The organism is Pseudomonas sp. No.117, from assembly GCF_054558395.1.
Map to the genome: position 1 here is coordinate 187413 of NZ_BAAJNP010000008.1, position 22736 is coordinate 210148.

The 22736-nt window shown below is 67.4% G+C and carries 21 protein-coding genes; 5 read left to right on the forward strand and 16 right to left on the reverse strand.

Annotated elements, in window-relative coordinates; genetic code table 11:
* Window positions 1–38 precede the first annotated feature (38 nt).
* Window positions 39–890 (forward strand): EamA family transporter, encoded by an 852-nt coding sequence (locus ACYJP6_RS20105; protein ID WP_459477203.1) that lies wholly within the window; start codon window positions 39–41, stop codon window positions 888–890.
* A complete protein-coding gene (gene rarD / locus ACYJP6_RS20110) occupies window positions 887–1795 on the forward strand; it encodes an EamA family transporter RarD (protein ID WP_459477205.1) in 909 nt (302 codons plus the stop codon). Before ACYJP6_RS20105 ends, rarD begins: the two co-directional genes overlap by 4 nt.
* On the opposite strand, the gene ACYJP6_RS20115 is transcribed toward rarD, so the two are convergent.
* From ACYJP6_RS20115 to puuE, 4 genes are read right to left on the reverse strand one after another with little or no spacing between them, the layout of a single operon-like run.
* On the reverse strand, window positions 1792–2292 hold the full coding sequence (locus tag ACYJP6_RS20115) for an ureidoglycolate lyase (RefSeq protein ID WP_459477207.1): 501 nt from the start codon (window positions 2290–2292) through the stop codon (window positions 1792–1794). The genes rarD and ACYJP6_RS20115 overlap by 4 nt on opposite strands.
* A complete protein-coding gene (gene alc, locus ACYJP6_RS20120; RefSeq protein WP_459477209.1) occupies window positions 2289–3296 on the reverse strand; it encodes an allantoicase in 1008 nt (335 codons plus the stop codon). The genes ACYJP6_RS20115 and alc overlap by 4 nt, the downstream gene beginning before the upstream one ends.
* Before the next feature lie 24 nt (window positions 3297–3320).
* Window positions 3321–3833 (reverse strand): 2-oxo-4-hydroxy-4-carboxy-5-ureidoimidazoline decarboxylase, encoded by a 513-nt coding sequence (gene uraD, locus ACYJP6_RS20125; RefSeq protein WP_459477211.1) that lies wholly within the window; start codon window positions 3831–3833, stop codon window positions 3321–3323.
* Window positions 3830–4738, reverse strand: a complete 909-nt coding sequence (puuE, locus tag ACYJP6_RS20130; RefSeq protein ID WP_459477213.1) for an allantoinase PuuE — start codon at window positions 4736–4738, stop codon at window positions 3830–3832. Before puuE ends, uraD begins: the two co-directional genes overlap by 4 nt.
* A gap of 217 nt (window positions 4739–4955) precedes the next feature.
* On the opposite strand from puuE, the gene uraH reads away from it, so the two are divergent.
* On the forward strand, window positions 4956–5327 hold the full coding sequence (gene uraH, locus ACYJP6_RS20135) for a hydroxyisourate hydrolase (protein WP_459477214.1): 372 nt from the start codon (window positions 4956–4958) through the stop codon (window positions 5325–5327).
* Between the two features lie 60 nt (window positions 5328–5387).
* Here uraH and ACYJP6_RS20140 read toward each other — a convergent pair whose 3' ends face one another.
* Both ACYJP6_RS20140 and ACYJP6_RS20145 read right to left on the reverse strand, forming a co-directional pair.
* Window positions 5388–6416 (reverse strand): SGNH/GDSL hydrolase family protein, encoded by a 1029-nt coding sequence (locus ACYJP6_RS20140; RefSeq protein WP_459477216.1) that lies wholly within the window; start codon window positions 6414–6416, stop codon window positions 5388–5390.
* A gap of 216 nt (window positions 6417–6632) precedes the next feature.
* A complete protein-coding gene (locus tag ACYJP6_RS20145) occupies window positions 6633–6956 on the reverse strand; it encodes an ArsR/SmtB family transcription factor (protein WP_459477218.1) in 324 nt (107 codons plus the stop codon).
* Between the two features lie 92 nt (window positions 6957–7048).
* Between ACYJP6_RS20145 and ACYJP6_RS20150 the strand changes: the two genes are divergently transcribed.
* Window positions 7049–8146, forward strand: a complete 1098-nt coding sequence (locus ACYJP6_RS20150; protein ID WP_459477220.1) for an NADH:flavin oxidoreductase/NADH oxidase — start codon at window positions 7049–7051, stop codon at window positions 8144–8146.
* 327 nt (window positions 8147–8473) lie between these two features.
* Here the strand turns inward: ACYJP6_RS20150 and guaD are convergent, their stop codons facing one another.
* From guaD to xdhA, 4 genes are read right to left on the reverse strand one after another with little or no spacing between them, the layout of a single operon-like run.
* Complete coding sequence (gene guaD / locus ACYJP6_RS20155) at window positions 8474–9778, reverse strand: guanine deaminase (RefSeq protein WP_459477222.1); 1305 nt, start codon at window positions 9776–9778, stop codon at window positions 8474–8476.
* A 37-nt stretch (window positions 9779–9815) separates the two neighbouring features.
* Window positions 9816–10643: a xanthine dehydrogenase accessory protein XdhC gene (gene xdhC / locus ACYJP6_RS20160; protein WP_459477224.1), complete on the reverse strand. Its 828-nt coding sequence runs from the start codon at window positions 10641–10643 to the stop codon at window positions 9816–9818.
* Entirely contained in the window at window positions 10640–13039 is a 2400-nt protein-coding gene (gene xdhB, locus ACYJP6_RS20165; protein WP_459477226.1) for a xanthine dehydrogenase molybdopterin binding subunit, read from the reverse strand. Before xdhB ends, xdhC begins: the two co-directional genes overlap by 4 nt.
* Window positions 13032–14471 carry a xanthine dehydrogenase small subunit gene (xdhA, locus tag ACYJP6_RS20170; protein WP_459477228.1) on the reverse strand — a complete coding sequence of 480 codons (1440 nt, stop codon included), beginning with the start codon at window positions 14469–14471 and terminating at the stop codon, window positions 13032–13034. Before xdhA ends, xdhB begins: the two co-directional genes overlap by 8 nt.
* Before the next feature lie 312 nt (window positions 14472–14783).
* Between xdhA and ACYJP6_RS20175 the strand changes: the two genes are divergently transcribed.
* The gene (locus ACYJP6_RS20175) at window positions 14784–17381 is read left to right on the forward strand and encodes a bifunctional diguanylate cyclase/phosphodiesterase (RefSeq protein ID WP_459477230.1); all 2598 of its coding nucleotides are present in this window, start codon (window positions 14784–14786) and stop codon (window positions 17379–17381) included.
* On the opposite strand, the gene ACYJP6_RS20180 is transcribed toward ACYJP6_RS20175, so the two are convergent.
* From ACYJP6_RS20180 to ACYJP6_RS20205, 6 genes are read right to left on the reverse strand one after another with little or no spacing between them, the layout of a single operon-like run.
* Window positions 17364–18374, reverse strand: coding sequence for an Ldh family oxidoreductase (locus tag ACYJP6_RS20180; RefSeq protein WP_459477231.1), 1011 nt, complete (start codon window positions 18372–18374; stop codon window positions 17364–17366). The two genes, ACYJP6_RS20175 and ACYJP6_RS20180, sit on opposite strands and share 18 nt — an antisense overlap.
* Window positions 18371–19204: a substrate-binding periplasmic protein gene (locus tag ACYJP6_RS20185; protein WP_459477233.1), complete on the reverse strand. Its 834-nt coding sequence runs from the start codon at window positions 19202–19204 to the stop codon at window positions 18371–18373. The genes ACYJP6_RS20180 and ACYJP6_RS20185 overlap by 4 nt, the downstream gene beginning before the upstream one ends.
* A 38-nt stretch (window positions 19205–19242) precedes the next feature.
* Entirely contained in the window at window positions 19243–19902 is a 660-nt protein-coding gene (locus ACYJP6_RS20190) for an amino acid ABC transporter permease (RefSeq protein WP_459477235.1), read from the reverse strand.
* The gene (locus tag ACYJP6_RS20195; protein WP_459477237.1) at window positions 19899–20540 is read right to left on the reverse strand and encodes an amino acid ABC transporter permease; all 642 of its coding nucleotides are present in this window, start codon (window positions 20538–20540) and stop codon (window positions 19899–19901) included. The genes ACYJP6_RS20190 and ACYJP6_RS20195 overlap by 4 nt, the downstream gene beginning before the upstream one ends.
* Entirely contained in the window at window positions 20540–21337 is a 798-nt protein-coding gene (locus ACYJP6_RS20200; RefSeq protein ID WP_459477509.1) for an amino acid ABC transporter ATP-binding protein, read from the reverse strand. Before ACYJP6_RS20200 ends, ACYJP6_RS20195 begins: the two co-directional genes overlap by 1 nt.
* 51 nt (window positions 21338–21388) lie before the next feature.
* Complete coding sequence (locus ACYJP6_RS20205; protein WP_459477239.1) at window positions 21389–22696, reverse strand: M24 family metallopeptidase; 1308 nt, start codon at window positions 22694–22696, stop codon at window positions 21389–21391.
* Window positions 22697–22736: the final 40 nt, after the last annotated feature.

A 22736-nucleotide genomic window follows, 5' to 3' on the forward strand; every position in this document is an offset into this window, starting at 1 on the left:
CACGTTAAGGTCGCGCACCTTTTTCGTGCGCCGCCGCCATGCCCTATCTCTTGCTCGTCACCCTCATCTGGGCGTTTTCCTTCAGCCTGATCGGCGAATATCTCGCCGGTCGGGTGGACAGCGACTTCGCCGTCCTGGTCCGCGTGGCCATCGCCTTCGTGCTGTTCCTGCCCTTCACCCGCTGGCGCGGCGTGCCGGGACGCTTCGCACTGGGCCTGATGGCGGCGGGGGCCCTGCAATTCGGCATCACCTACCTCTGCCTGTACCGCAGCTTCGCCGTGTTGACGGTACCGGAGGTGCTGCTGTTCACGGTGCTCACGCCCATCTATGTGACGCTGCTCGACGACGCCTGGCAGCGCCGCTTGCGCCTCTGGTCGCTGCTGGCGGCCGTGGTGGCGGTAGGCGGCGCCGCGCTGATCCGCTTCCAGCCGCTGACCGGTGACTACCTGCTGGGCTTCTTGTTGCTGCAGGTGGCCAACCTGACGTTCGCCGCCGGCCAGGTGCTGTGCAAGCACCTGGGCCATGCCTACGCCGGCCAGGGTGCGCTGCACCGCTATTTCGGCCTGTTCTTTCTCGGCGCCCTGCTGGTGGCGGCGCTGTCCTTCCTGCTGTTCGGCAATCCGGCGCGGCTGCCCAGCACTGGCCTGCAGTGGGGCGTGCTGCTGTGGATGGGCGTGTTCGCCACGGCCCTCGGCCTCTACTGGTGGACCCTCGGTTCGCTGCGCGTCAACGGCGGGACCCTGGCGATCATGAACGAGGCCCATGTGCCGGCCGGACTGCTGGTCAGCCTGCTGATCTGGCAGCACCCGGCCGATCTGCCTAGGCTGTTGCTGGGTGGCGGCATCATCCTGCTGTCGTTGGTCATCAATCGTCAGGGGCGCCGAGCATGAGTGTGCTGTCGGGCAGGGGACTGGGCCTTTCCGTGCTGTCGTCGGTGCTGTTCGCCCTGATGCCGGTGTACTTCGCCTGGCTGGCGCCGCTGGACGGCCTGCAGGTGGTGGCCCTGCGGGTGGTCTGGTCGCTGCCCATGGTGTTGCTGCTGGTGGTACTGCTGCGCGAGGGCAAGGCGTTGTGGGCCACGCTTCAGCGACTGGTACGCGAACCCCGGTTGTGCCTGGCGATCCCGGCGGCGGCGCTGCTGATGGGCATCCAGTGGTGGGTGTTCGTCTGGGCGACCATGAATGGCGAGGCCATGGCCATGTCGCTGGGTTACTTCTTGCTGCCGCTGGCCATCGTCCTGACCGGGCGGCTGGTCTATGGCGAGCGTCTGCGGCCGCTGCAGCGGCTGGCAGTGGCCTGTGCCCTGCTGGGGGTGATCAACGAGGTCTGGGTGACCGGGGCGCTGTCCTGGGTCAGCCTGCTGCCGGTGGTGGGCTATCCGCCGTACTTCGTGCTGCGCCGGTGGATGGCGGTGGATGCCTTGTCCGGCTTCGTGCTGGAGATGTGCTGCCTGCTGCCGTTCGCGTTGCTCGCCCTGCAGTGGTTCTCGCCGAGCCAGGCCTTGCAGCAGGCGCCCTGGCTCTGGGCGCTGTTGCCCGGGCTGGGGTTGCTCAGTGCCATCGCCTTCGCCGCCATGCTGGCGTCCAGCCGGATGTTGCCACTGAGCCTGTTCGGCATCCTCAGCTACGTCGAGCCGGCACTGCTGGTGTTCGTGGCCCTCTACGTCCTCGGTGAACAACTGCCGGCGGGAGCGATCTGGACCTATGGGCCGATCTGGCTGGCGGTGGCCTGGGTCTGCCTGGACAGTGCACGCCTACTGCGCAAGCAGCTGCGGCGCGCACCGGCCAATCCCTAGAGCGCCAGGGTCGGGGTCTCGTCCGCGGCGAAAAAGTGCTCGTCGCAATTGGGCAGGGTACCGGCGCGGTCGACGATGAGGAATTCGTCCTCGTCGCGCAGGGCCAGCACCGGATGGTGCCAGACCCCCGCGCGGTAGTTGATGCCCTGTTGCCCGTCGGTACGAAACACCCGGATCGACCGGGCGTCCGGTTGCGGCCCGGGTGGCGCCACCACCACCAAGAAGGGCTCGCCGCGTAGCGGCACGAAGGCCTGGCTGCCATGGGGATGGCGTTCGAGCATGGTGATGGTCAGCGGGTATTCCAGCCGGCGGGCGCGGAAGATACTGATGATCGCCGCGCCATCGGCCGGACCGGTCTCAACCCGAGCCAGGGCATGGAATCTCTGGGTCGAGCCATTGTTGATCGGAAACCAGTCGCGGCCTTCGGTCTCGATGACGTCGCCGAAGGGCGCGAAGCCCTCGGCGGTCAGCGGCTCGATGGTGAGTTGCCAGGTCATGCCTGGCCCCGCGCGACCTTGCCGAACAGCCGCAGGCGGCTGACACCCCCGTCGGGGAAGATGTTCAGGCGCACATGGGTGATGGGGCCGAGGTCGCGCACCTGCTCGCGGAAGCTGTGTTCCTGGTGCATCTGCAGCTTCTGCGGCGGCAGCAGTTCCTTCCAGAACAGGCTCTGGGTCTCGATCTGGCCGTCGGTGCCGCCGCGCACATAGGCGCCCTGGATCTGGCAGCTGTCCGGGTAGTTGCCCTTGAAGTGCAGGGTGTCGACCAGGATTTCCTCGACGATGCCGGCATGGCCCAGGGCGATGATTACCCAGTCGTTGCCGGGGGTACGGCGGCGAGCGGTTTCCCAGCCATCGGCCATGCTGGCGGCGCGGCCCGGGTTAAGGATGTTGCTCATGCGCCCATAGTGCTCATCGTTGCAGGCCAGGGCGCGACCGCCGTTGAGGGCCGCGGCCAGGTCCAGCACCTCGTCCTCGGCCTGCGCCGACCAGTCGCGATGGGGAATGCCGTAGACCCGCAGGCGCGCCACGCCGCCATCGGGATAGATGTTCAGGCGCAGGTGGGTCCAGGGGCGATCGTCGCTGATGGCATGGTAGTGATGGCTGTTGCCCTGCATCTCGATGGCCGGCAGGACCTCGGTCCAGGCGGTATCGGCGGCCGGATCACCCTCGGGGCAGAAGCAGGCTTCCAGGGAGGCGGACGGCGGGTAGTTGCCGGTGAACCAGCGGGTGTCGATGTCGACGCCCTTGATCGAGCCGGGCACGCCCAGGCGGATCACCGCATGGTCATAGCCTTCGAACCTCTTGCGGCGCGATTCCCAGCCATCCATCCACTTGCCGTTGTCGTCGTAGACGCCTTCCTTCCACTCCGGCTCGTGGGGCTGGAGCATGCGATCGGCGGCGGCGAACCAGTCGTCGGAGACGCTGATGACGCGGGTGCCGAGGCGGGCGTCGGCGAGGTTGAGGTATTTCTCGAAGGGGGCGGCGTAGGTGCGTTTCATGAGGGGCTCGTGTGCGGACTGAGGTCAGAGGGTCTGGAGACGGAAGAGGGCGATGCGGTCGATCTCGGCGAGGGCGCGCTGGAATTCCTGCTCCGGGGTGTTGGGCAGGCGCTCCTCGAAGGCCGCGAGGATCAGGTGTCGGTTGCTGCCCTTCACCGCCATGATGAAGGGGAAGCCGAATTTTTCGCGGTAGGCGTCGTTGTAGCCGGTGAAGCGGGCCAGTTCGTCCGGCGTGCACTGGTCGAGGCCGGCGCCGGCCTGCTCGCTGGTGCTGGCGGCGGTCAGCTCGCCGGCCAGGGCGGCGCGGCCGGCGAGATCCGGGTGGGCCTGGATCAGTGCCAGTTGCTCGGCCTGGCTGGCCCGGGCGACCTGGGCGGACAGCCGCTGGTGCAGGGCCTCGATGGCATCTGGCAAGGGCTGGCCCTGGTCGAAGGCGCGCTCGGCGACCCAGGCGGAGTGCTCGTAGATGCCGCCGAAGGCCGCGACGAAGGCGGCGCGGTCCAGCTGGCTGGGCGTGACGGTCTGGAAGGTGCTCATGCCGGTGGATGCTCCTTGTGCCAGTGGCGGGCGATATCCACCCGGCGGGCGAACCAGACGCGCTCGTGGCTCTGGGCATACTCCAGGAAGCGCTTGAGGCCTACCAGGCGGCCGGGGCGACCGATCAGCCGGCAGTGCAGGCCGATGGAGAGCATCTTGGGCGCGGTGGCGCCTTCTTCGTAGAGGGTGTCGAAGGCGTCCTTGAGGTACTGGAAGAATTGCTCGGCGGTGTGGAAACCCTGGACCTGGGTGAATCTCATGTCGTTGGTGTCCAGGGTGTAGGGGATCACCAGATGCGGCTTGCCGGTCGGGGTGTCGGGCTCCCAGTAGGGCAGGTCGTCGTCGTAGGTGTCGCTGTCGTAGAGGAAGCCACCTTCCTCCATCACCAGGCGCCGGGTGTTGGGGCCGGTGCGGCCGGTGTACCAGCCCAGGGGGCGCTCACCGGTCAGCTCGGTGAGGATCTCGATGGCGCGCTGCAGATGGGCACGCTCCTCGGCTTCGTCCAGGTACTGGTAGTCGATCCAGCGATAGCCGTGGCTACAGATTTCGTGACCGGCCTGGACCATGGCGCGGATGACGTCGGGATGGCGCTCGGCGGCCATGGCCACGGCGAAGATGGTCAGGGGTACCTGGTGCTTGGCGAACAACTCGAGGATCCGCCAGACGCCGGCGCGGCTGCCATATTCGTAGAGCGACTCCATGGACATGTTACGCACGCCCTGCAGGGGTTGGGCCGCCACCATCTCGGAGAGGAAGGCTTCGGACTCCTTGTCGCCGTGCAGGATGTTGCGTTCGCCACCCTCCTCGTAGTTGAGGACGAAGGACAGGGCGATGCGGGCATCGCCTGGCCAGCGGGGGTGAGGGGGCTGGGCGCCGTAGCCGATGAGATCGCGGGGATAGGTCATGGGAGGAGCATCCTGGCAGTCGAGAGGTTTTGTATACAATATTTGAAGACCCAAGCCGAATACCAGCAAGAATCCTGCCTAACTGGTCAGACCGGTCTGAGCGCTTTGCTAAGTTAGAGAGCGGACGGCCCGGTCAACGAGGGCCCTGAGGTCGGCTGTATACAATCGAGCGGCGAAAAACTGCTAGGCTGGCGGCTTTCCCGCTAAGGAGTCACCCATGTCCGCCCCGTCCTCCACCGGCTACCTGACCACCCATGTACTGGACACCAGTGGCGGCTGCCCTGGCGCGGGTATCACCGTCCGGCTGTATCGCCTGGACGCGGGTTCGCGGAAGGCCCTGGGCGAGGTACGGACCAATGCCGACGGTCGCACCGACGCTCCCTTGCTGCGGGACGAGGGGTTCCAGCGGGGCAGCTACGAGCTGGAATTCGAGGTGGGCGACTACTATCGGCAGCGCGGCGTGACCTTGGATGAGCCGGCGTTTCTCGACACCGTGGTGCTGCGCTTCGGCCTGGCCGATGAGGCCGCGCACTACCATGTACCGCTACTGGTATCGCCCTATAGCTACTCGACCTATCGCGGTAGCTAGCCTGGGTTGCTCCGCCGCGGTGCGTATGCCGGCGGCTCGGCACCAGGGTAGGGCAACGGACTAGTGGACGGTGGTTTCACTCGCGACCCTGGCCGTGGCCAGTAGCGGCCGGTCCGGCACGGCGCTGCCCGGCCAGGTCTGGGCGATGCGTTCCAGCACCACCTGGGCCAGCATGCTGTGGGTGCGACTGGCGAAATGGCCGCGGGCGCCGAAGATATAGGCCTGGTCGGCACCGGGCTCGACGTAGCTGTCGGGCTCGCAGAACTCCCGTCCGGGCAGGCAGGCATCGCCTTCGGCGTGGCTGAAGCCGTAGTTGCCGTAGTGCGCATAGACCTCTTCCAGCACCCGATAGGCGTCGATCAGGAGCAGGCGGTCGCTGCCCGGCAGATTGGCTTGCAAGGTATCGTTGTAGAGCCGGACCAGGTCATGGTTGCGTTCGGCGAGGACCGGGGTCCAGGGCTCCAGGTAGGGCGCCTTGCCGTAATCGGTGTTGTTGAGCACCACCAGGCGCTGGGCGCCCAGGCTGAGCAGATAACGCAGCAGCTTGACCTCGTTCATCGCCGTATGGCGGATGCGGGCTTCGACGTGCTCGCGGACGTCCTGGGGGAGCGGGGCGTCGGCCATCAGCGCGGCCTTCACCTTCTTGTCATAGAAGGGACCGATGATGTCATTACCGCCGATCTGGACCAGGACCAGATCCTGCTGGCGAAAGCGACCGTGCTGCATCTCGAAATTGCGGATCTGCTGGGAGAAGGCCAGCGGCGCCTCGCTGTGATCGAAGCCCGGTTCGGTGAAGCTCCCCGTCACCGCGCCCCCTTCGGCGTAGCAGAGGCCATCGGGATCGGCCGGGCCGTCGTGCCCGTAGCCCTCGACCTGGCGGTTGGGGCCTAGCTCGATGCCATAGGCGTCGGCGATTTCCTGGGGATAGGTGCGTCCGGGGTTGGTGGCGTAGATATGGCCGAAGGTGCCACAGTCCATCAGGCTGTCGCCGAAGGCGATGACCCGCTGGATGCCCCGTGCCTCGGCGACGGGTTCAGGGCTGGGTACGAGGGCGAGCAGCGCGGCGACCCCTGCGAGCGCGGTCGCCATTCCCCAATGCTTGCCCATCACCCACCTCCCGGCAGCGTTCAGCGTCTGTGCTGCCAATGTCTTGTGCAACCTTCATACCGGGAAGAGCGGAAAAAACCACCGCGAGTTCCATGGCCTTGGGATAGACGGGTTGCCAGCCGATGATAGGCAGTCGGGTCACCCAACAGGCTTCGCCAGGCAACCGCGGACCGCGGCTCACCGAGCGGGTGGGGGCGGTCAGTCCGCCTTGATAATCGGCTCGGAGGATTGCGCCAGGATGGCCGCCATCAGCCCGGGAAAGCGCAGGTCCAGATCCTCGCGGCGCAGCTGGTTCATGTGCGTAGTGCCGGCGTTGCGCGTGTGCACCAGGCCGGCATCACGCAGCACGCGGAAGTGGTGGGACATGCTGGACTTGGGACGGCCGCCGTCCAGCTCGCCACAGGTGGCCTCGGCCACCCGGGCGAGGTAGCGGACGATATCGAGGCGCACCGGATCGCTGAGCGCATGGAACAGACGCTCGAGGGAAAATTCGTCAGGACTGGGGTGCTTGAAAGGGCGCATGAAGCAATCATACACCGGGGGTTGGCGTTTATGCTATGTTCGATTAGTATCGAAATAACGAACCAACCGTCACCGTATGGGAGACCGCTCAGATGTCCGCATTGTTCCAACCCTTTACCCTCAAGGACGTGACGCTGCGTAACCGCATCGCCATTCCGCCCATGTGCCAGTACAGCGCTGTCGACGGCGTGATCAACGACTGGCACCAGGTGCATTACGCGGGCCTGGCGCGCGGCGGTGCCGGCGTGGTCATCGTCGAGGCCACGGCCGTCTCGCCGGAAGGCCGGATCACCCCCGGCTGTGCCGGCATCTGGTCGGACGCCCATGCCCAGGCCTTCGTACCCGTGGTCCAGGCGATCAAGGCCGCCGGTTCCGTGCCGGGTATCCAGATTGCCCACGCCGGCCGCAAGGCCAGCGCCAACCGTCCCTGGGAAGGCGACGACCACATCGCCGCCGATGACGCCCGCGGCTGGGACACCATCGCCCCGTCCGCCGTCGCCTTTGGCGCCAATCTGCCGAAGGTGCCCAAGGCCATGACCCTCGAGGACATCGCCCGGGTCCGCCAGGACTTCGTCGATGCCGCCAAGCGCGCCTACGAGGCCGGCTTCGAGTGGCTGGAGCTGCACTTCGCCCACGGCTACCTGGCACAGAGCTTCTTCTCGGTGCACTCCAACCAGCGTGACGACCAGTACGGCGGCGACCTCGCCGGCCGCAGCCGCTTCCTGCTGGAGACCCTGGCCGAGGTACGCAAGGTCTGGCCGGAGCACCTGCCGCTGACCGCCCGTTTCGGCGTGATCGAATACGACGGCCGTGACGAAGAGACCCTGACCGAATCCATCGAGCTGGCCCAGGGCTTCAAGCGCGAAGGCCTCGACCTGCTCAGCGTCAGCATCGGCTTCTCCACCCCGACGGCCAACATTCCCTGGGGTTCGGGCCTGCTGGCGCCCATTACCGAGCAGGTGCGCAAGGCGACCGGTCTGAAGGTCGCCTCGGCCTGGAACATCGATACCCCGGCCCTGGCCAACCAGGTGGTGGCCGACGAGCAGCTGGACCTGGTGATGGTGGGCCGCGCCCACCTGGCCGATCCGCACTGGCCCTACTACGCGGCCAAGGCCCTGGGCGTCGACAAGCCGTCCTGGGTGCTGCCGGCGCCCTATGCCCACTGGCTGGAGCGCTATCGCAGCAGCTGAGTCGGCCTAGGCTGAAACGCGAAAGCCGCCCCTTGGGGCGGCTTTTCTATGGGCGTCGAATGGGGATGAGTTTGGTGTTGGGCTTCGCTGGCGCTCGCCCCAACCTACGCTGACTGAAAATGAAAACCGCCCCTTGGGGCGGTTTTTTTATGCGTATTGGATGGGTGTGAGCGGGGTCTGTTGGGCTTCGCTACGCTCAACCCAACCCACGAGTTGCGCGGGTTGGTAGGTTGGGTTGAGGTGGCTCAATCGCCGAAGCCCAACAGTGCGAAGTTGCTCCACCATTGGAAAACGCTGCGCGGTTTTCCACGCTACGGGGTGACGGCATCAGGCGTCGCGGCTATGCACCCGGCGACCGGCGGCGTGGGTTTCGCGGACTACGCGGTCGTCGGCCAGGGTGGTAAGGACGAACAGGGTTTCCTCCAGGCTCTTGGATTGCTGCAGGCGGTAGTCCAGCAGCGGGGTGGCCTTGAGGTCGAGGACCACGAAGTCGGCGTCGTGGCCAGGGGCCAGGCTGCCGATGCGGTCGTCCAGGCGCAGGGCGCGGGCGCCGCCAAGGGTGGCGAGGTACAGCGACTTGAAGGGGTGCAGGCGGTTGCCGCGCAGCTGCTGGACCTTGTAGGCCTCGCCGAGGGTCTGCAGCAACGAGAAGCTGGTGCCGGCGCCGACGTCGGTGCCCAGGCCGACGTTGACCTTGAAGGCCTCCATGCGCTGGAGGTCGAACAGGCCGCTGCCGAGGAAGAGGTTGGAGGTGGGGCAATGGGCGACTGCTGAACCGGTGTCGTGCAGGCGCTGGCACTCGGCGTCACAGAGATGGATGCCGTGGGCGAACACCGAGCGCGGGCCGAGCAACTGGAAGTGGTCGTAGACGTCCAGGTAATGGCTTCGCTCCGGGAACAGCGCCTTCACCCAGTCGATTTCCTTGAGGTTTTCGGAGAGGTGGGTGTGCAGGTAGACGTCCGGGAACTCGGCCAGCAGGCGCCCGGCGGCTGCCAGTTGCTCCGGCGTGCTGGTGGGGGCAAAGCGCGGGGTCACGGCATAGTGCAGCCGGCCCTTGCCGTGCCAGCGTTGGATCAGCGTCTTGCTGTCGGCATAGGCGGATTCGGCCGTGTCCTGCAGATAGTCCGGGGCGTTGCGGTCCATCAGCACCTTGCCGGCGATCATGCGCAGGTCGAGCCGCTCGGCGACCTCGAAGAAGGCCTCTACCGACTGCGGGTGGACGCTGCCGAACACCAGGGCGGTGGTGGTGCCGTTGCGCAGCAGTTCGCCGACGAAGACCTCGGCCACCTCGGCGGCCTTGGCCGGATCGGCGAAGGCGCGCTCGGTGGGGAAGGTGTAGGTGTCCAGCCAGTCCAGCAGTTGCTCGGCGTAGCTGGCGATCATGCCGGTCTGGGGGTAGTGGATATGGGTGTCGATGAAGCCGGGGGTAATGAGGGCATCGCGATGCTCGATCACCTGGGTACCGGCGGGCAAGGTGGGCAGCAGCTCGGCGGCCGGGCCCATGGCCTGGATGCGGCCGTCCTCGACCAGCAGCAGGCCGTCGGCGTGGTATTCGTAGGAGGCGTCCAGCCCCACCTCGGCCGGGTCGGCGAGGCTGTGGAGCAGGGCGGCGCGATGGGCGATGGCGGTCATAACGATCTCGGATAGGCGAAGCGGCAGAATAAAAGGATCAATTGGGCGCGACGGCATTGACCAGGCGCAGCGGCGTGTCCGCCTGCTGGGCCTGGCGGCCATAGTGGGCGATGACTTCGCCGGCCACGGCGATGGCGATTTCCAGCGGCAGCTTGCCCTGCACCTCGGGCAGGCCCAGCGGGCAGCGTACCGAGGCGAGGCGCTCGGCGCCGTGGCCGCGGGCCGTGAGGCGGTGGCGAAACTTGGCCCACTTGGTCTTGGAGCCGATCAACCCGAAGTAGCCATGGTCGCCGCGGGCGAGGATGGCATCGGTCAGCTCCAGATCCAGGGGATGATTATGGGTCATGACGATGTAGTAGGCACCGGCCGGCATCCGAGCGATCTCGTCGACCGGCTCGTCGGTGACGATCTTCTCGACGCCAGCGGGTAGCGGATCGGGAAACTCCTGGGGCCGCGAGTCTACCCAGCGTACCGCGCAGGGCAGTCCGGCCAACAGCGGCACCAGGGCGCGGGCGACATGGCCGGCGCCGAACACCACCACCGGTACCTCCTGGGCCAGCAGCGGCTCGAACAGCAGGGTGGTGACGCCACCGCAGCACTGGCCGAGGCTGGCCGCCAGGGAAAAGCGCTCCAGGCGCGGCTGGCGGGTGCCGGCGGCGAGCAGTTCCCGGGCGATTTCCACGGCGCGGTATTCCAGGTGACCGCCGCCGATGGTCAGGTGCTGTTCGGTCCGACCCACCAGCATCTTGGTGCCGGCGTCGCGGGGGGTGGAGCCCTGTTCATTGGCCACGGTGACCAGCACGCAGGGCTCGCCGCGCGCCTCGAAATCGGCCAGCAACGCCAGCCAGCCACGTTTCGGGGTCATGCCGGTTCCTCCGTGGCGGTCACGGGTAGGGCCTGGGCCTCGGCGGCCAGGCGGCGCATGCGCTCCACGCCCCAGAGCACCCGCTCGGGGGTGGCCGGGGCGTCGAGCGCCGGGTGGAAGCGGTAGTCGGCCACACTGGCCACGGCGTCCTGCAGGGCGCACCACACCGAGATGCCGAGCATGAAGGGCGGCTCGCCCACGGCCTTGGAGTGGAACACCGTGGCCTCGGGATTCTTGCGATTCTCCACCAGGCGTACCCGCAGGTCCGGCGGTACGTCGCTCACCGCCGGGATCTTGTAGGTGGAGGGGCCGGCGGTGAGCAGCTTGCCGGCGTCGTTCCACACCAGTTCTTCCATGGTCAGCCAGCCCAGGCCCTGGACGAAGCCGCCCTCGACCTGACCGATGTCGATGGCCGGATTCAGGGAGGCGCCGACGTCGTGCAGGATGTCGGTGCGCAGCAGCCGGTATTCGCCGGTGAGGGTGTCGATCAGCACCTCGGAGCAGGCGGCGCCGAAGGCGTAGTAGTAGAAGGGCCGGCCGCGCGCCTGGTCGCGGTCGTAGTGGATCTTCGGCGTGCGGTAGTAGCCGGTGCTGGAGAGCGACACCTGGCCGACGTAGGCCAGCTGGATCAGCTCCTCGAAGGTGAGCAAGCGATCGCGCACCCTGACGTGGCCATTGCGGAAGTCGACCTCCTCGGCCCCGACGTGGAAGTGCCGGCTGGCGAAGTCGATCAGGCGATCCTTGATGGTCTGGGCGGCGTTCTGCGCGGCCTTGCCATTGAGGTCGGTGCCGCTGGAGGCGGCGGTGGGCGAGGTGTTGGGCACCTTGTCGGTGTTGGTGGCGGTGATCTGGATGCGGCCGATGTCGACCTGGAAGACCTCGGCCACCACCTGCGCGACCTTGGTGTTCAGCCCCTGGCCCATCTCGGTGCCGCCGTGGTTCAGGTGGATGCTGCCGTCGGTGTAGACGTTGACCAGGGCGCCGCCTTGGTTGAGAAAGGAAGAGGTGAAGGAGATGCCGAATTTCACCGGGGTCAGCGCCAGGCCCTTCTTCAGCACCGGGCTGCTCTGGTTGAAGGCGCGGATGGCCGCGCGGCGCGCCTGGTAGTCGCTGCTGGCCGCCAGGTCCGCGGTCATCTCGTCGAGCAGGTTGTCTTCCACCACCTGGTGGTAGTGGGTGACGTTACGCGTCTCCTTGCCATAGTAGTTGCGCCGCCGCACCTCCAGCGGATCGAGGCCGCGATGGCGAGCGATGGCGTCCATGACGTTCTCGATGGCCAGCATGCCCTGGGGCCCGCCGAAACCGCGATAGGCGGTGTTGGAGGCCAGATGGGTCTTGCATCTATGACCGGTGACCTGGGCGTTGCCGAGGAAGTAGGCGTTGTCGGCATGGAACATGGCGCGGTCGATGATGGCGTTGGACAGGTCCGGCGAATAGCCGCAGTTGCCCGCCAGCTCGAAGCGGATGCCCAGTAGGCGACCGTCATCGTCGAAGCCGACGTCGTATTCGACATGGAAGGGATGGCGCTTGCCGGTCATGTGCATGTCTTCGCAGCGCGGCAGGCGCATCTTCACCGGGCGCCCGGTGAGGCTGGCGAACACCGCGCAGAGCGCCGCCGGCATGCCGGCCTGGCTCTCCTTGCCGCCGAAGCCGCCGCCCATGCGCCTCATGTCGACGGTGACCTTGTTCATCGACACCCCCAGCACCTCGGCCACCTGCTTCTGCACCTCGGTAGGATTCTGGGTGGAGGAATAGACCAGCATGCCGCCGTCTTCGGTGGGCATGACCGAGGCCACCTGGGTTTCCAGGTAGAAGTGCTCCTGGCCGCCGATGGCCAGCTCGCCCTGCAGGCGGTGGGGCGCGGCGGCTAGGGCGGCGGCCGCGTCGCCGATGTGGTGGCTATGGCTCGGGGAGATGAAGTGCTCGCGTCTGAGCGCCTCCTTGACGTCGATGATGGCTTCCAGCGGCTCGTACTCGACGATGGCGGCCTGGGCTGCGCGGCGGGCGGCGTCCAGGCTGCTGGCGGCGACCGCCAGCACCGGCTGGCCGAGGTACTGCACCTGGCCGTCGGCCAGCAGCGGATCGCCGGGCAGCACGGCGCCGATGTCCAACTGGCCAGGCACGTCGGCGGCAGTGATGGCCAGGGCCACGCCGGGTATCTCGTAGCAGGGCGAGAGATCGATGCGCAGGATGCGGGCATGGGCGTGCTCGCTCATCCGCGCATAGACGTGCAACTGGTTGGGGAATTCCAGGCGGTCGTCGATGTAGAGGGCTTCGCCGCTCACATGCTTGTCGGCGCTCTCGTGCTTGAGCGGCTTGCCGACACCGGTGGCCAGGCCGGCGGCGAAGGCGGCGGCCATTTCCTCGGGGGTACGGACGGGGAGGCTGCTAGACATGGGCGGTGACCCTCGTGGCGAGCGTGGGCTGGGTAGTCTCCAGATGACATTTGCGCAGCAGGTTCTGCGCCGTCAGCAGGCGGTATTCGCGACTGGCGCGAAAATCCGACAGCGGGGCGAAGTCGTTGGCCAGGGCCTGGGCCGCGCGCTCGATGGCGGCGGCATTCCAGGGCTGACCCAGCAGCGCCTGCTCGCAGTGAGCGGCCCGCTTGGGCGTGGCCGCCATGCCGCCATAGGCGATGCGCACGGCCGCGACCCGGCCCTCGTCGAGTTCCAGGGCGAAGGCAGCGCAGACCGCGGAGATATCGTCGTCCAGTCGCTTGGATACCTTGAAGGCGCGGAAGACCTGGCCCTCACGCGCCCGCGGCACCCGGACCGCCTGGATGAATTCGCCGGGCGCCAGGGCGGTCTTGCGGTAGTCGAGGAAGAAGTCGTCCAGTGGCAATTCGCGCAAGCGCTCGCCTTGTCGCAGCAAGACGGTGGCGCCGAGCGCCAGCAGCAACGGCGGGCTGTCGCCGATGGGCGAGGCATTGCCGATGTTGCCACCCAGGGTGCCCTGGTTGCGGATCTGCAGGGAGGCGAAGCGCTGCAGCAGGCCGCCGAAGTCGGGATAGTCGGCCGCCAGGGCGGCGGCGCAGTCGGCAAGTGGCGTGGCGGCGCCGATCTCGAGGTGGTCCTCACTGACCGTCACGTAACGCAACTCAGGCAGGTTGCCCAGGTAGATCAGGGTCTCCAGGCGGCGATGATTCTGGGTGACTTCCAGGGCCAGGTCGGTGCCGCCAGCCAACAGCCGGGCCTCGGGGTGTGCCAGGTAGAGAGCGGCCAGCTCGGCCAGGGTACTGGGGCTATGGCTGCGGCTGCCGGCGCCTTCGAGGCGGGTTTCGGGTTGGGGTGCGAGGGCTTTGAGGCGATCCAGCGTCTGCTGCTCGCGGGCATCGAAGTGGTCCGGCTGACGGCTGGTGCAGGCCTGCTCGGCGGCGGCCAGGATTGGCCGGTAGCCGGTGCAGCGGCAGAGATTGCCGGCCAGGGCCTCGTGGGTGGCGGCGTCGTCCGGCGCGGCGACGTTCTTCTGCAGGGCGAACAGCGACATGACGAAGCCCGGGGTGCAGTAGCCGCACTGGGAGCCATGGCAGTCGACCATGGCTTGCTGCACGCCATGCAGGCGGCCCTGGTGCTTGAGGTCTTCCACGCTGATCAGTTGCCGGCCGTCCAGCGCCGCGACGAAGGTCAGGCAGCTGTTGACGGTGCGATAGCGCAAGCGGTCGCCGTCCGGCTCGGCGAGGACCACAGTGCAGGCCCCGCAGTCGCCGGAGGCGCAGCCTTCCTTGGTACCGGTCTTGCCGCAGCGCTCGCGCAGATACTGAAGCACCGTGAGATTGGGATCGAGCTGCTCTTCATTGCGCAGCTCCTGGTCCAGCAGAAACCTGATCACGGCCGCTCTCCACCTGGGTTTTGATGTCTTGATGGTGGGTAAAGCTGACCGATAGGTCAAGAATTGCCGGGCCGGCGGACGGCCTTTGTCGTTTTTGGGCAAGCGCCGCGCTGGACGGTGCGCCGTCCTGGCGCATCCTGGCCGGCGCTGCCCGTTAGCGGTGCAAAAAAGGCCGTCTGAACCGCGCCTTCGCGGAATACTTATGCAACGGGGTCAAGCCGTTAGTGCAGTTGCCGATATAAAGGCAGACGATTTGCGGTGCTGCCGCGAGGCGTCCGTCCCCTAGGCCAACCGTTGCAACAGGTCGCTGCCGTGTCCACTCCACTCAATCGTGTCGCCCATCAGGCATCCCTTGGCTTCTTCGCCCTGGTCGCGCTCATCTTCGCCCTGGCGGGCGGAATGCTGTACGACCTTTGCACGCGCATCGACGGGCAGCAACGCCAGCACAGCGAAGCGGATGCCCAGCGGGCACTGGAAACCCGGCAGGACAAGCTCGGCCGGGTGTTGACCGACTATGCCTTCTGGCTCGAGGCCTACACGCGGACCAACAGGAAGGTCGACGTGAACTGGGCCTACGAGGAAGACAATGTCGGGCCATCACTCTTCAGCAGCTACGGGGTGAACGGCGCCTTCATCCTGGCACCCAATGGCACCACGCGCTATGCCGTGGTCGGCGGTGGCCGCAGCAAGACGCCGCTGGACGGCTGGTTGGGTGGTGACCTGGCGGCGCTGTTGGCCAGGGCGCGGGAGCTGTCGCCCAAGGATGGCTATGCGCAAGGCTACTTTCTCGTCGAGGGCAAGCCGGCCAACGTGATGGCGGCAGTCATCCGGCCGGACGCCACCTACCAGGACTTCAAGCGACTTTCCTACATGGTCTTCGTCGACGTCCTGACGCCGGACAAACTGGCCGAGCTCGGCCAGCGTTTCGAGCTGCCCGGCCTGACCGCGCAACCGGGCGAATGGCCGGCCGCGCCTGGGCCGACCTTGGTGGTGAAGTCCACCCCGGGCATCGCGGTGACCTTCCATTGGGACGTCCACGGCATGGGCCACCGGCTGATGGCGCAATTCCTGCCGCTGCTCGCGACGATGTGCGGCCTGGCGTTGCTGCTGGTCTGGTACCTGCGGCGGCGGATCGCCCTGGCGGCGCGCCAGACGGCGCTGACCGAGGACGCCCTACGGCATAGCGAGCAGCGCTTTCGCACCGTGTCCGAGGCTTCGTCCGACTGGATCTGGGAGACCGATGCCGAGCAATGCCTGGTGTATCTCTCGGAGCGCTTCGTCGCGGTGACCGGCTTTGCCCAGGAAGACTGGATCGGCCGCCCCCTGCACGAGTTGCTCGGCTACGCGCCGAGCCAGGTGGAGGAGGTGGCCAGGACCCCCGCCGCCGGCCGTGCCCGCCGCCCGCTGAACTGCGAGATGCGCGATGCCCAGGCGAAGCTGAGGTACTGCCAGCTCGCCGCCCAGGCGATCGTCCGTGGAGGGCTGCTGGCGGGCTTTCGCGGCACCGTGTGCGACGTTACCGAGGAGATCGAGGCCAAGGCGCGTATCGAGCACATCAGCCAGCACGATGCCCTGACCGGCCTGGCCAACCGTCACCAGTTGCAGCGTTACCTGGCGCAGCGCTTCGCGCAAGGCGTCAGCACCAGCCAGCCGCTGCACCTGCTGGCCCTCGATCTGGACAGATTCAAGCCGGTCAACGACGCCCTCGGCCATGGCGCGGGCGACCAGGTGCTATGCCAGGTCGCCCTCGAGCTGCGCGCCAATGTGCGCGAGGGAGACCTGGTGGCGCGGATCGGCGGCGATGAATTCGTCATCGCGATCAACGGCGACCTGAGCGTCGAGCAGGTCAGCGCTCTCTGTAGCCGGATGCTGGAGGGCATCGGGCGCAGCATCCGCATCGGCGAGCACGACATCAGCATTGGCGCGAGCATCGGGATCGCCCAGGCGCCCCAGGACGGCAACAGCGCCGAAGACCTGCTGCGCTATGCGGACATCGCCCTGTACGAGGCCAAGGCGGCAGGGCGCAATACCCTCAGGTTCTACGAGCCCACCATGAACCAGCGCATCCTCGCGCGGCGGCAGCTGGAAACCGAATTGCGGCTGGGCCTGCAGCGCACGGAGTTCGAGCTGGACTTCCAGCCGCGCTTCGATGCCAGCAGCCAGCGGCTGCTGGGCGCGGAAGCCCTGGTCCGCTGGAATCATCCCGTCCGCGGGCGCCTGGCGCCAGCCGAGTTCATCGGGGTGGCGGAGGAAACCGGGCTGATCCTGGGCTTGAGCGACTGGGTGCTGCAGGAGGCCTGCAGTCAGGCAGTGGCCTGGGCGCCGGAACTCATCGTATCCATCAATCTGTCGCCGCTGGAGTTTCAGCGCGACGACCTGGTCGCGCGGATTCGCCAGGCGCTCGAGCGTACCGGCATAGCGCCGGGGCGGGTCGAGCTGGAGCTGACCGAAAACGTGCTGCTGGACGATGCGACCGGGGCCCTCGAATTGATGAAGCGGCTCAAGGCCCTGGGTGTGCGGCTGTCGATGGACGATTTCGGCACCGGCTATTCCTCGCTGAGCTATCTGCGCACCTATCCCTTCGACTGTCTCAAGATCGACCGTAGCTTCGTCTCCAACATCGAGGTGAGCGAAAGCAACGCGGCCATCGTCGAGGCCATCGTCAGCATGGGCCGGGCGCTGTCGCTGACCGTGGTCGCCGAGGGGATCGAGACCGCGGGTCAACTCGCCCGCATCGCCGATCTCAAGTGCGACCAGGCCCAGGGTTTTCACCTGCAACGGCCGTTGTCCCAGGCGCGTTTCGCCGCCTTGCGCCAGCAGGCCCTGGCGCACGAGGGGGGAACCGAGCCCGCGACGGCAGCACACTGGCCGGCCGGGTCCGCCACGGACGCCTCAGCTCAGCTGCACTAGCCGGGCATGGAGGTCGGCCGGTATCTCCAGCGGGGTGGCGCGGTGCGGCACCCGGCGCTCGGCGCGGGCGATCCCCGGCAAATGGACACCCCGTGCCGCCAGGCGCGTCAGCTGCTCGCCGAGGCGGATGGGAAAGCGGTCGTCCAGTAGCCGGGGCGCTATGGCCAGCACCGTCAGGCCGGCGCCGGGACTGTGCGCACCCTGACGGAAGTCGCCGGCGTCCAGCGACCAGTTCGCCCCGGTGAGGCCCGCCGCCAGTATCTCCACCATCAAGGCGATGTTGGCGCCCCGTGCGCCGCCAAAGGCCAGCAGGGTGCCATGCACCGCAGCGCTGGCGTTCTGGGTGGGCTCGCCGCGCTCATCCAGGGCCCAACCCAAGGGAATCGCCTGGTCCACCGCCGCGGCGCGCAGCAGGTTGACGAAGGCCGTGGCGCTGCAGGCCTGGTCGATCAGCAGCAGCCTGCCATCGTCGGCGCGGGCGGCGAACGCCAGTGGATTGGTGGAGTAGAGCGGTCGCCGGGCACCGGGAGGCGCCAGCAGCGGCGGACCGTTGGTGAAGGCCATGGCGACCAGGCCGTGTTCGGCGAGGCGGCGCACGTAGTAGCCCAGCTCGCCGCAGGTGAAGGCCTGGCGTTGGGCGAACAGCGCCAGGCCGAAATTCCTGGCGGTATCCCGTATATCTCCAAAGGCCTGATCGAAGCCCAGTTGCGCGATGCCGTGGCGTGCATCGCTGTGGATCAGCGCCGGCGCCGGTCGGCTGAGCACGGGGTCGGCGCGAGGATCTATGCGTCCCTGCTGGAAGCCATCGAGATAATCCAGCAGGTGGGCGAAGCCGAGGGTGGGCAGGCCGCGGTACTCGGCGGCCAGGGTCGCGGCGGTCAGGGCAGCGGCGACCGCTGGGCTGGCGCCCTGGCGCAGGCAGCAGCCCAGCACCAGAGCTTCGGCTTCAGGCTGAGTCAGCCTGATGGGTGCCCCATCGGCTTCCCGGCTCATTCGATCAACCGCGGAGCACCGACCTCGGTGATCTTCTCCTCGAGGCCGTAGCCGGCGACGATCTTGCGCAGGCCGCCGTCCCGGTGCAACTGCTCGATATAGGCGGACAGAGCCTGGCCCAGGGCGTCGTTCTGCTTGGCGAAGAGGATAGCCGCCTGGCCTGGCTGCTGCGACGCCTTGACCCGCGGATCGCCGGCGGCGACGTTGATGCTGGCACCCGGATAGGCACCTTTCTGCTGCGCGGTCTTGGCCACGGCGAAGCTGTCGGTGGCGACGTCGAGACGACCCGAGGCCAGGTCCTGGGCCATGGCCACGGGGTTCGGGTAGAGCACCAGGTTGTCGCCCAGCACCTTCTTCAGGTCGGCCACCCACAGATAGCCTTGGACGGTGCCGACGCGCTTGCCTTCGAGCTGGTCGATGCGGCTCAGGTTGTCCTTGGAGATGATCCCCATGACGTCGAGGAAGGTGGGGGCGGAGAGGCCCAGCACCTTGGCCCGCTCGGCGGTGCGATACCAGTCGCCGATGCCGACGTCGGCGCGCCGGGTAATCACCGATTGCACCACGGCGGCGGTGTCCACGGTGGTGGCGCGGACGGTCAGGCACTCCTTGGCAGCGAAGCCGGTGAGGATGTCGCCTTCCACGCCGCCAATGCTGGCGTCAGGCCCGGGAATGGCATAGGGCGGGAAGACATAGGTCGCCACCTTGAGCACGCCCTTTTCCAGGGTGTCGAAGGTATGGGCGGGCTTGCAGTCGGCCAGGGCGGTGGCGCTGCCGCAGAGCAGCAGGCTGATGAGGGTGAGGCGCTGGAAGAAGGTAGCTGCATCGGTCATGGCGGTAGTCCTTGGGGTGATGATCGGCAGGGCGGAGGTCAGGCCCGTTCCGGGGCCAGGCGGCGTTCCAGGCTTCCCACCAGCAGGGCGGCGGGAATGCACAGGGCCGCGTACATCACACCCGCCAGGAGCAGCACGGGCATGTATTGGAAGATGCTGGAGCCGATCATCGAGGCGCGGCTCACCAATTCCGGCAGGGCGATGGTGAAGCACAGCGACGAGGCCTGGAAAACCATGATGGAGAAGCCCAGCAGTGCCGGGATGGCGATGCGCAGGGCCTGCGGCAGGATGACGAAGCGCAGGGCGTCGAGTGGCGTGAGGCCGATCACGTCAGCCGCCTCGCGCTGGCCTTGGGCGACGGCGTTCAGCCCGCCCCTGAGGATCTCGCTGGTGTAGGCGCCGGTGCAGTAGGCCAGGGCCAGGGCGGCGGCGCTGTAGGCGCTGAGGGTGATGTGCGCCGAGGGCAGGCCGAAATAGAAGTACTGCAGCAGGATGAGCGCTGGGGCCCCGCGGCCCAGTTCCACCAGCACGACGGTCAGCCGGCGCAGCGGCAGTACCCGGCTGGACACGCCCAGGGCGAACACCAGGCCTAGCGGGATGCCGACCAGCAGGGCCAGGGCGGTCACCTGGAGCGAGAGCAGCAAGCCGTGCCAGAGATCGGGAAACCATTCGACCCAGTTGGCGAGGAGTTCTGTCATCGCTGGACCCTCCGGCTCAGGTGGTCGCCCAGGCGCCGGGCGAGTAGCGCCACCGGCACGCTCAGGGCGATGTAGAGCAGGGCGGCCAGGCTGTACACCGGCAGGCCCTGGAAGGTTTGTTGGGTTTGCTGGTAGGCGGCGGCGCTGATGTCGGTGACGCCCAGCGTCGAGGCGATGGCCGAATCCTTGAGCAGCCCGATGGCATAGGTGGCGGCGGCCGGGATGGCGATGCGCACCAGTTGCGGCAGGATAACGTCGAAGAAGCGCTGCCGGGCGCTGAGGTTGAGCACCAGCGCCGCCTCGTACTGGCCGGCGGGGATGCCGGTGAGGGCGCCGCGGTAGACCTCGGCCATATGCGCCGCCGTGATCAGCCCCAGGCCGAGGGTGGCGGCGGCGAAGGGCGACAGGGTCAGCCAGCCGCCGCCCAGGCCGAAGAAGATGAAGAATAGCCAGACGATGGGCGGGATGGCGCGCACGGTGAGGATCACTGCGAAGGCCAGCAGGCGTACCGCCTTGATCCGGCACACCCGCAGGCCACACAGCGGGAAACCCAGCACCAGGCCGATGACGAAGGCCGTCCCGGTCACTGCCAGGGTCCAGGGAATGCCCTGCAGCAAGGCAAGCAGAATGGCGCTCATCAGCGATTCCTCACCGTGGCCAGGAAGCGTTTGACCCGCTCGTGTTGCGGATGGCGCATCACCTGGGCGCTAGGCCCCTGCTCGATGATGCGGCCGTCGGCCATGACCACCACGCGGTCGGATACGGTCTCGGCGAAGTGCATCTCGTGGGTGACCATGATCATCGACATGCCTTCCTGGGCCAGCTCCTGCATCACCTTGAGCACCTCCATGCCCAGCTCCGGGTCCAGCGCCGAGGTGGGCTCGTCGAACAGCATCAGCTCAGGGTCCAGGGCCAGGGCGCGGGCAATGGCCACACGCTGCTGCTGGCCGCCGGAGCACTGGCTGGGATAGGCCTTGGCCTTGGCCGTCAGGCCTACCCGCTCCAGCAACTGCAGCGAACGGCGATCCGCTTCCTGGCGACTGCGCCCCAGGCTGCGCACCTGGGCCAGGCTGACGTTCTGCAGCACGGTCAGGTGCGGGAAGAGGTTGAACGATTGGAAGACCATGCCGATGCGCCGCCGCAGGGCCACCAGCTCCTGGCGGGAAACCTTGCCGGCGTGCAGGCTCAGGCCTTCCAGGGTCACACTGCCGCGGGTGGGCGGCTCCAACTGGTTGATGCAGCGCAGCAGGGTGCTCTTGCCCGAGCCGCTGGGGCCGATAATGGCCAGCACCTCGCCCTTGGCCATGTCCAGGGATACGTCATGCAAGACCTCATAGGGCCCGAAATGCTTGCCGATGCCTTCCAGGCGCAGGAACGCCGGACGCTCCTCGGGCTGCTCCGGCACCGACGACGCGGGGGTTCTGACGATACTCATGGCGCTCATCTCGCTCTCCTCGCAGGGGCCTCCATAGGGGAGGCGGGGCCATCAGTGCAGGTCGGGATCCAGCAACGGCGTACGCGACAGCTTCACCGCCCCCGCCGCCGTGATCACCACCTGTTCCTCCAGCTTCACGCCTTCGGGGCCGCCCTGTTCGCCGATGAAGCTCTCGACCGAGACCACCATGTTCTCGGCAAAGGTGCCGTCGTAGCCCCAGTCGGCGAAGTCGGTGGCGTAGGCCACGCTGGGGTACTCGTCCACCAGGCCGACGCCGTGCAGCATCATCATGTAGCGGTTGTGCCGGTACCGTTCCGGCACCGGCCAGCAGCGCTCGGCGAATTCGCGAAAACCCAGCCCGGGACGCAGCAGGTTGATGTTCTGCGTCAGCTGCTCGGCCGCGGTCTGCAGTAGGTCGCGCTGGCGCGCAGTGGCTGATTGGCCTGGGCAGACGAAACTGCGCGAGATGTCCGACAGGTAGCCACCCGGACCGACCATGTCGGTATCGAAGCAGACCATTTCCCCGGCCTGGATGGGCTTGTCGGTGGCGTCCTGGAACCAGGGGTTGGTCCGTTGGCCGGAGCTGAGCAGGCGGCTCTCGGCCCACTCGCCGCCGTGGGCGACGTTGGTGCCGTGCAGGATGCTCCACAGCTGATTCTCGGTGATGCCGGGCCGCAGGCTGGTGCGCATCCGCGCGATGGCCAGGTCGCAGACGCCCATGGAGACCCGGTGGCTGGCCAGTTCCTCGGCCGACTTGATCAGCCGTGCCTGCTCCATCAGCGGCTGGGCGTCGTGCAGGCTTACGCCTAGGTCTGCCAGCTTGGTGGCGCCCCATGGATCGCAGCGGTCCACCGCCAGGCGCCGGTTGCCGCCGCCGTGGTGCAGCAGCAGTTCGGCGACCTCCTGAGCCCAGGATGTCGCCTTTTCCTCGACCCGCGGACCGGCCAGGAAATACAGCCAGGGTGTGGCCGGACGGATCTCGTCGATGGTCTCGATGTGGGCGCTGTTGTGTTTGCTGCTGGTGAAATCGAAGAGGATCACTGGACCGATGGTGGTTACCAGCACGTAGCGGCTGGGGGAGTGCATGACCCACAGTCCCAGGCTGTTGGTGTCGGTGGCGTAGCGGATGTTGATCGGATCGGCCAGTAGCACGCCGGCGTAGTCGTGTTCCACCAATTGCGCCCGGATGCGCTCCAGGCGATAGCGGCGCAGGGCACGGCGGTCAATGGACGCGTGGGCGCGCAGCAGGTCTTCGTCCAGCGGAGCGAGTTGATGCTCGCTGACGCGGCTGTCCTGGCGAAAGCTCAGGCGGGCGTCGGCCACCGGATCGAAGCCGGCAAGGGACTCTGGATGATGCATGGGGACCTCGTCTGGCCAGCCGGGGCTGGCATGTTCTTGT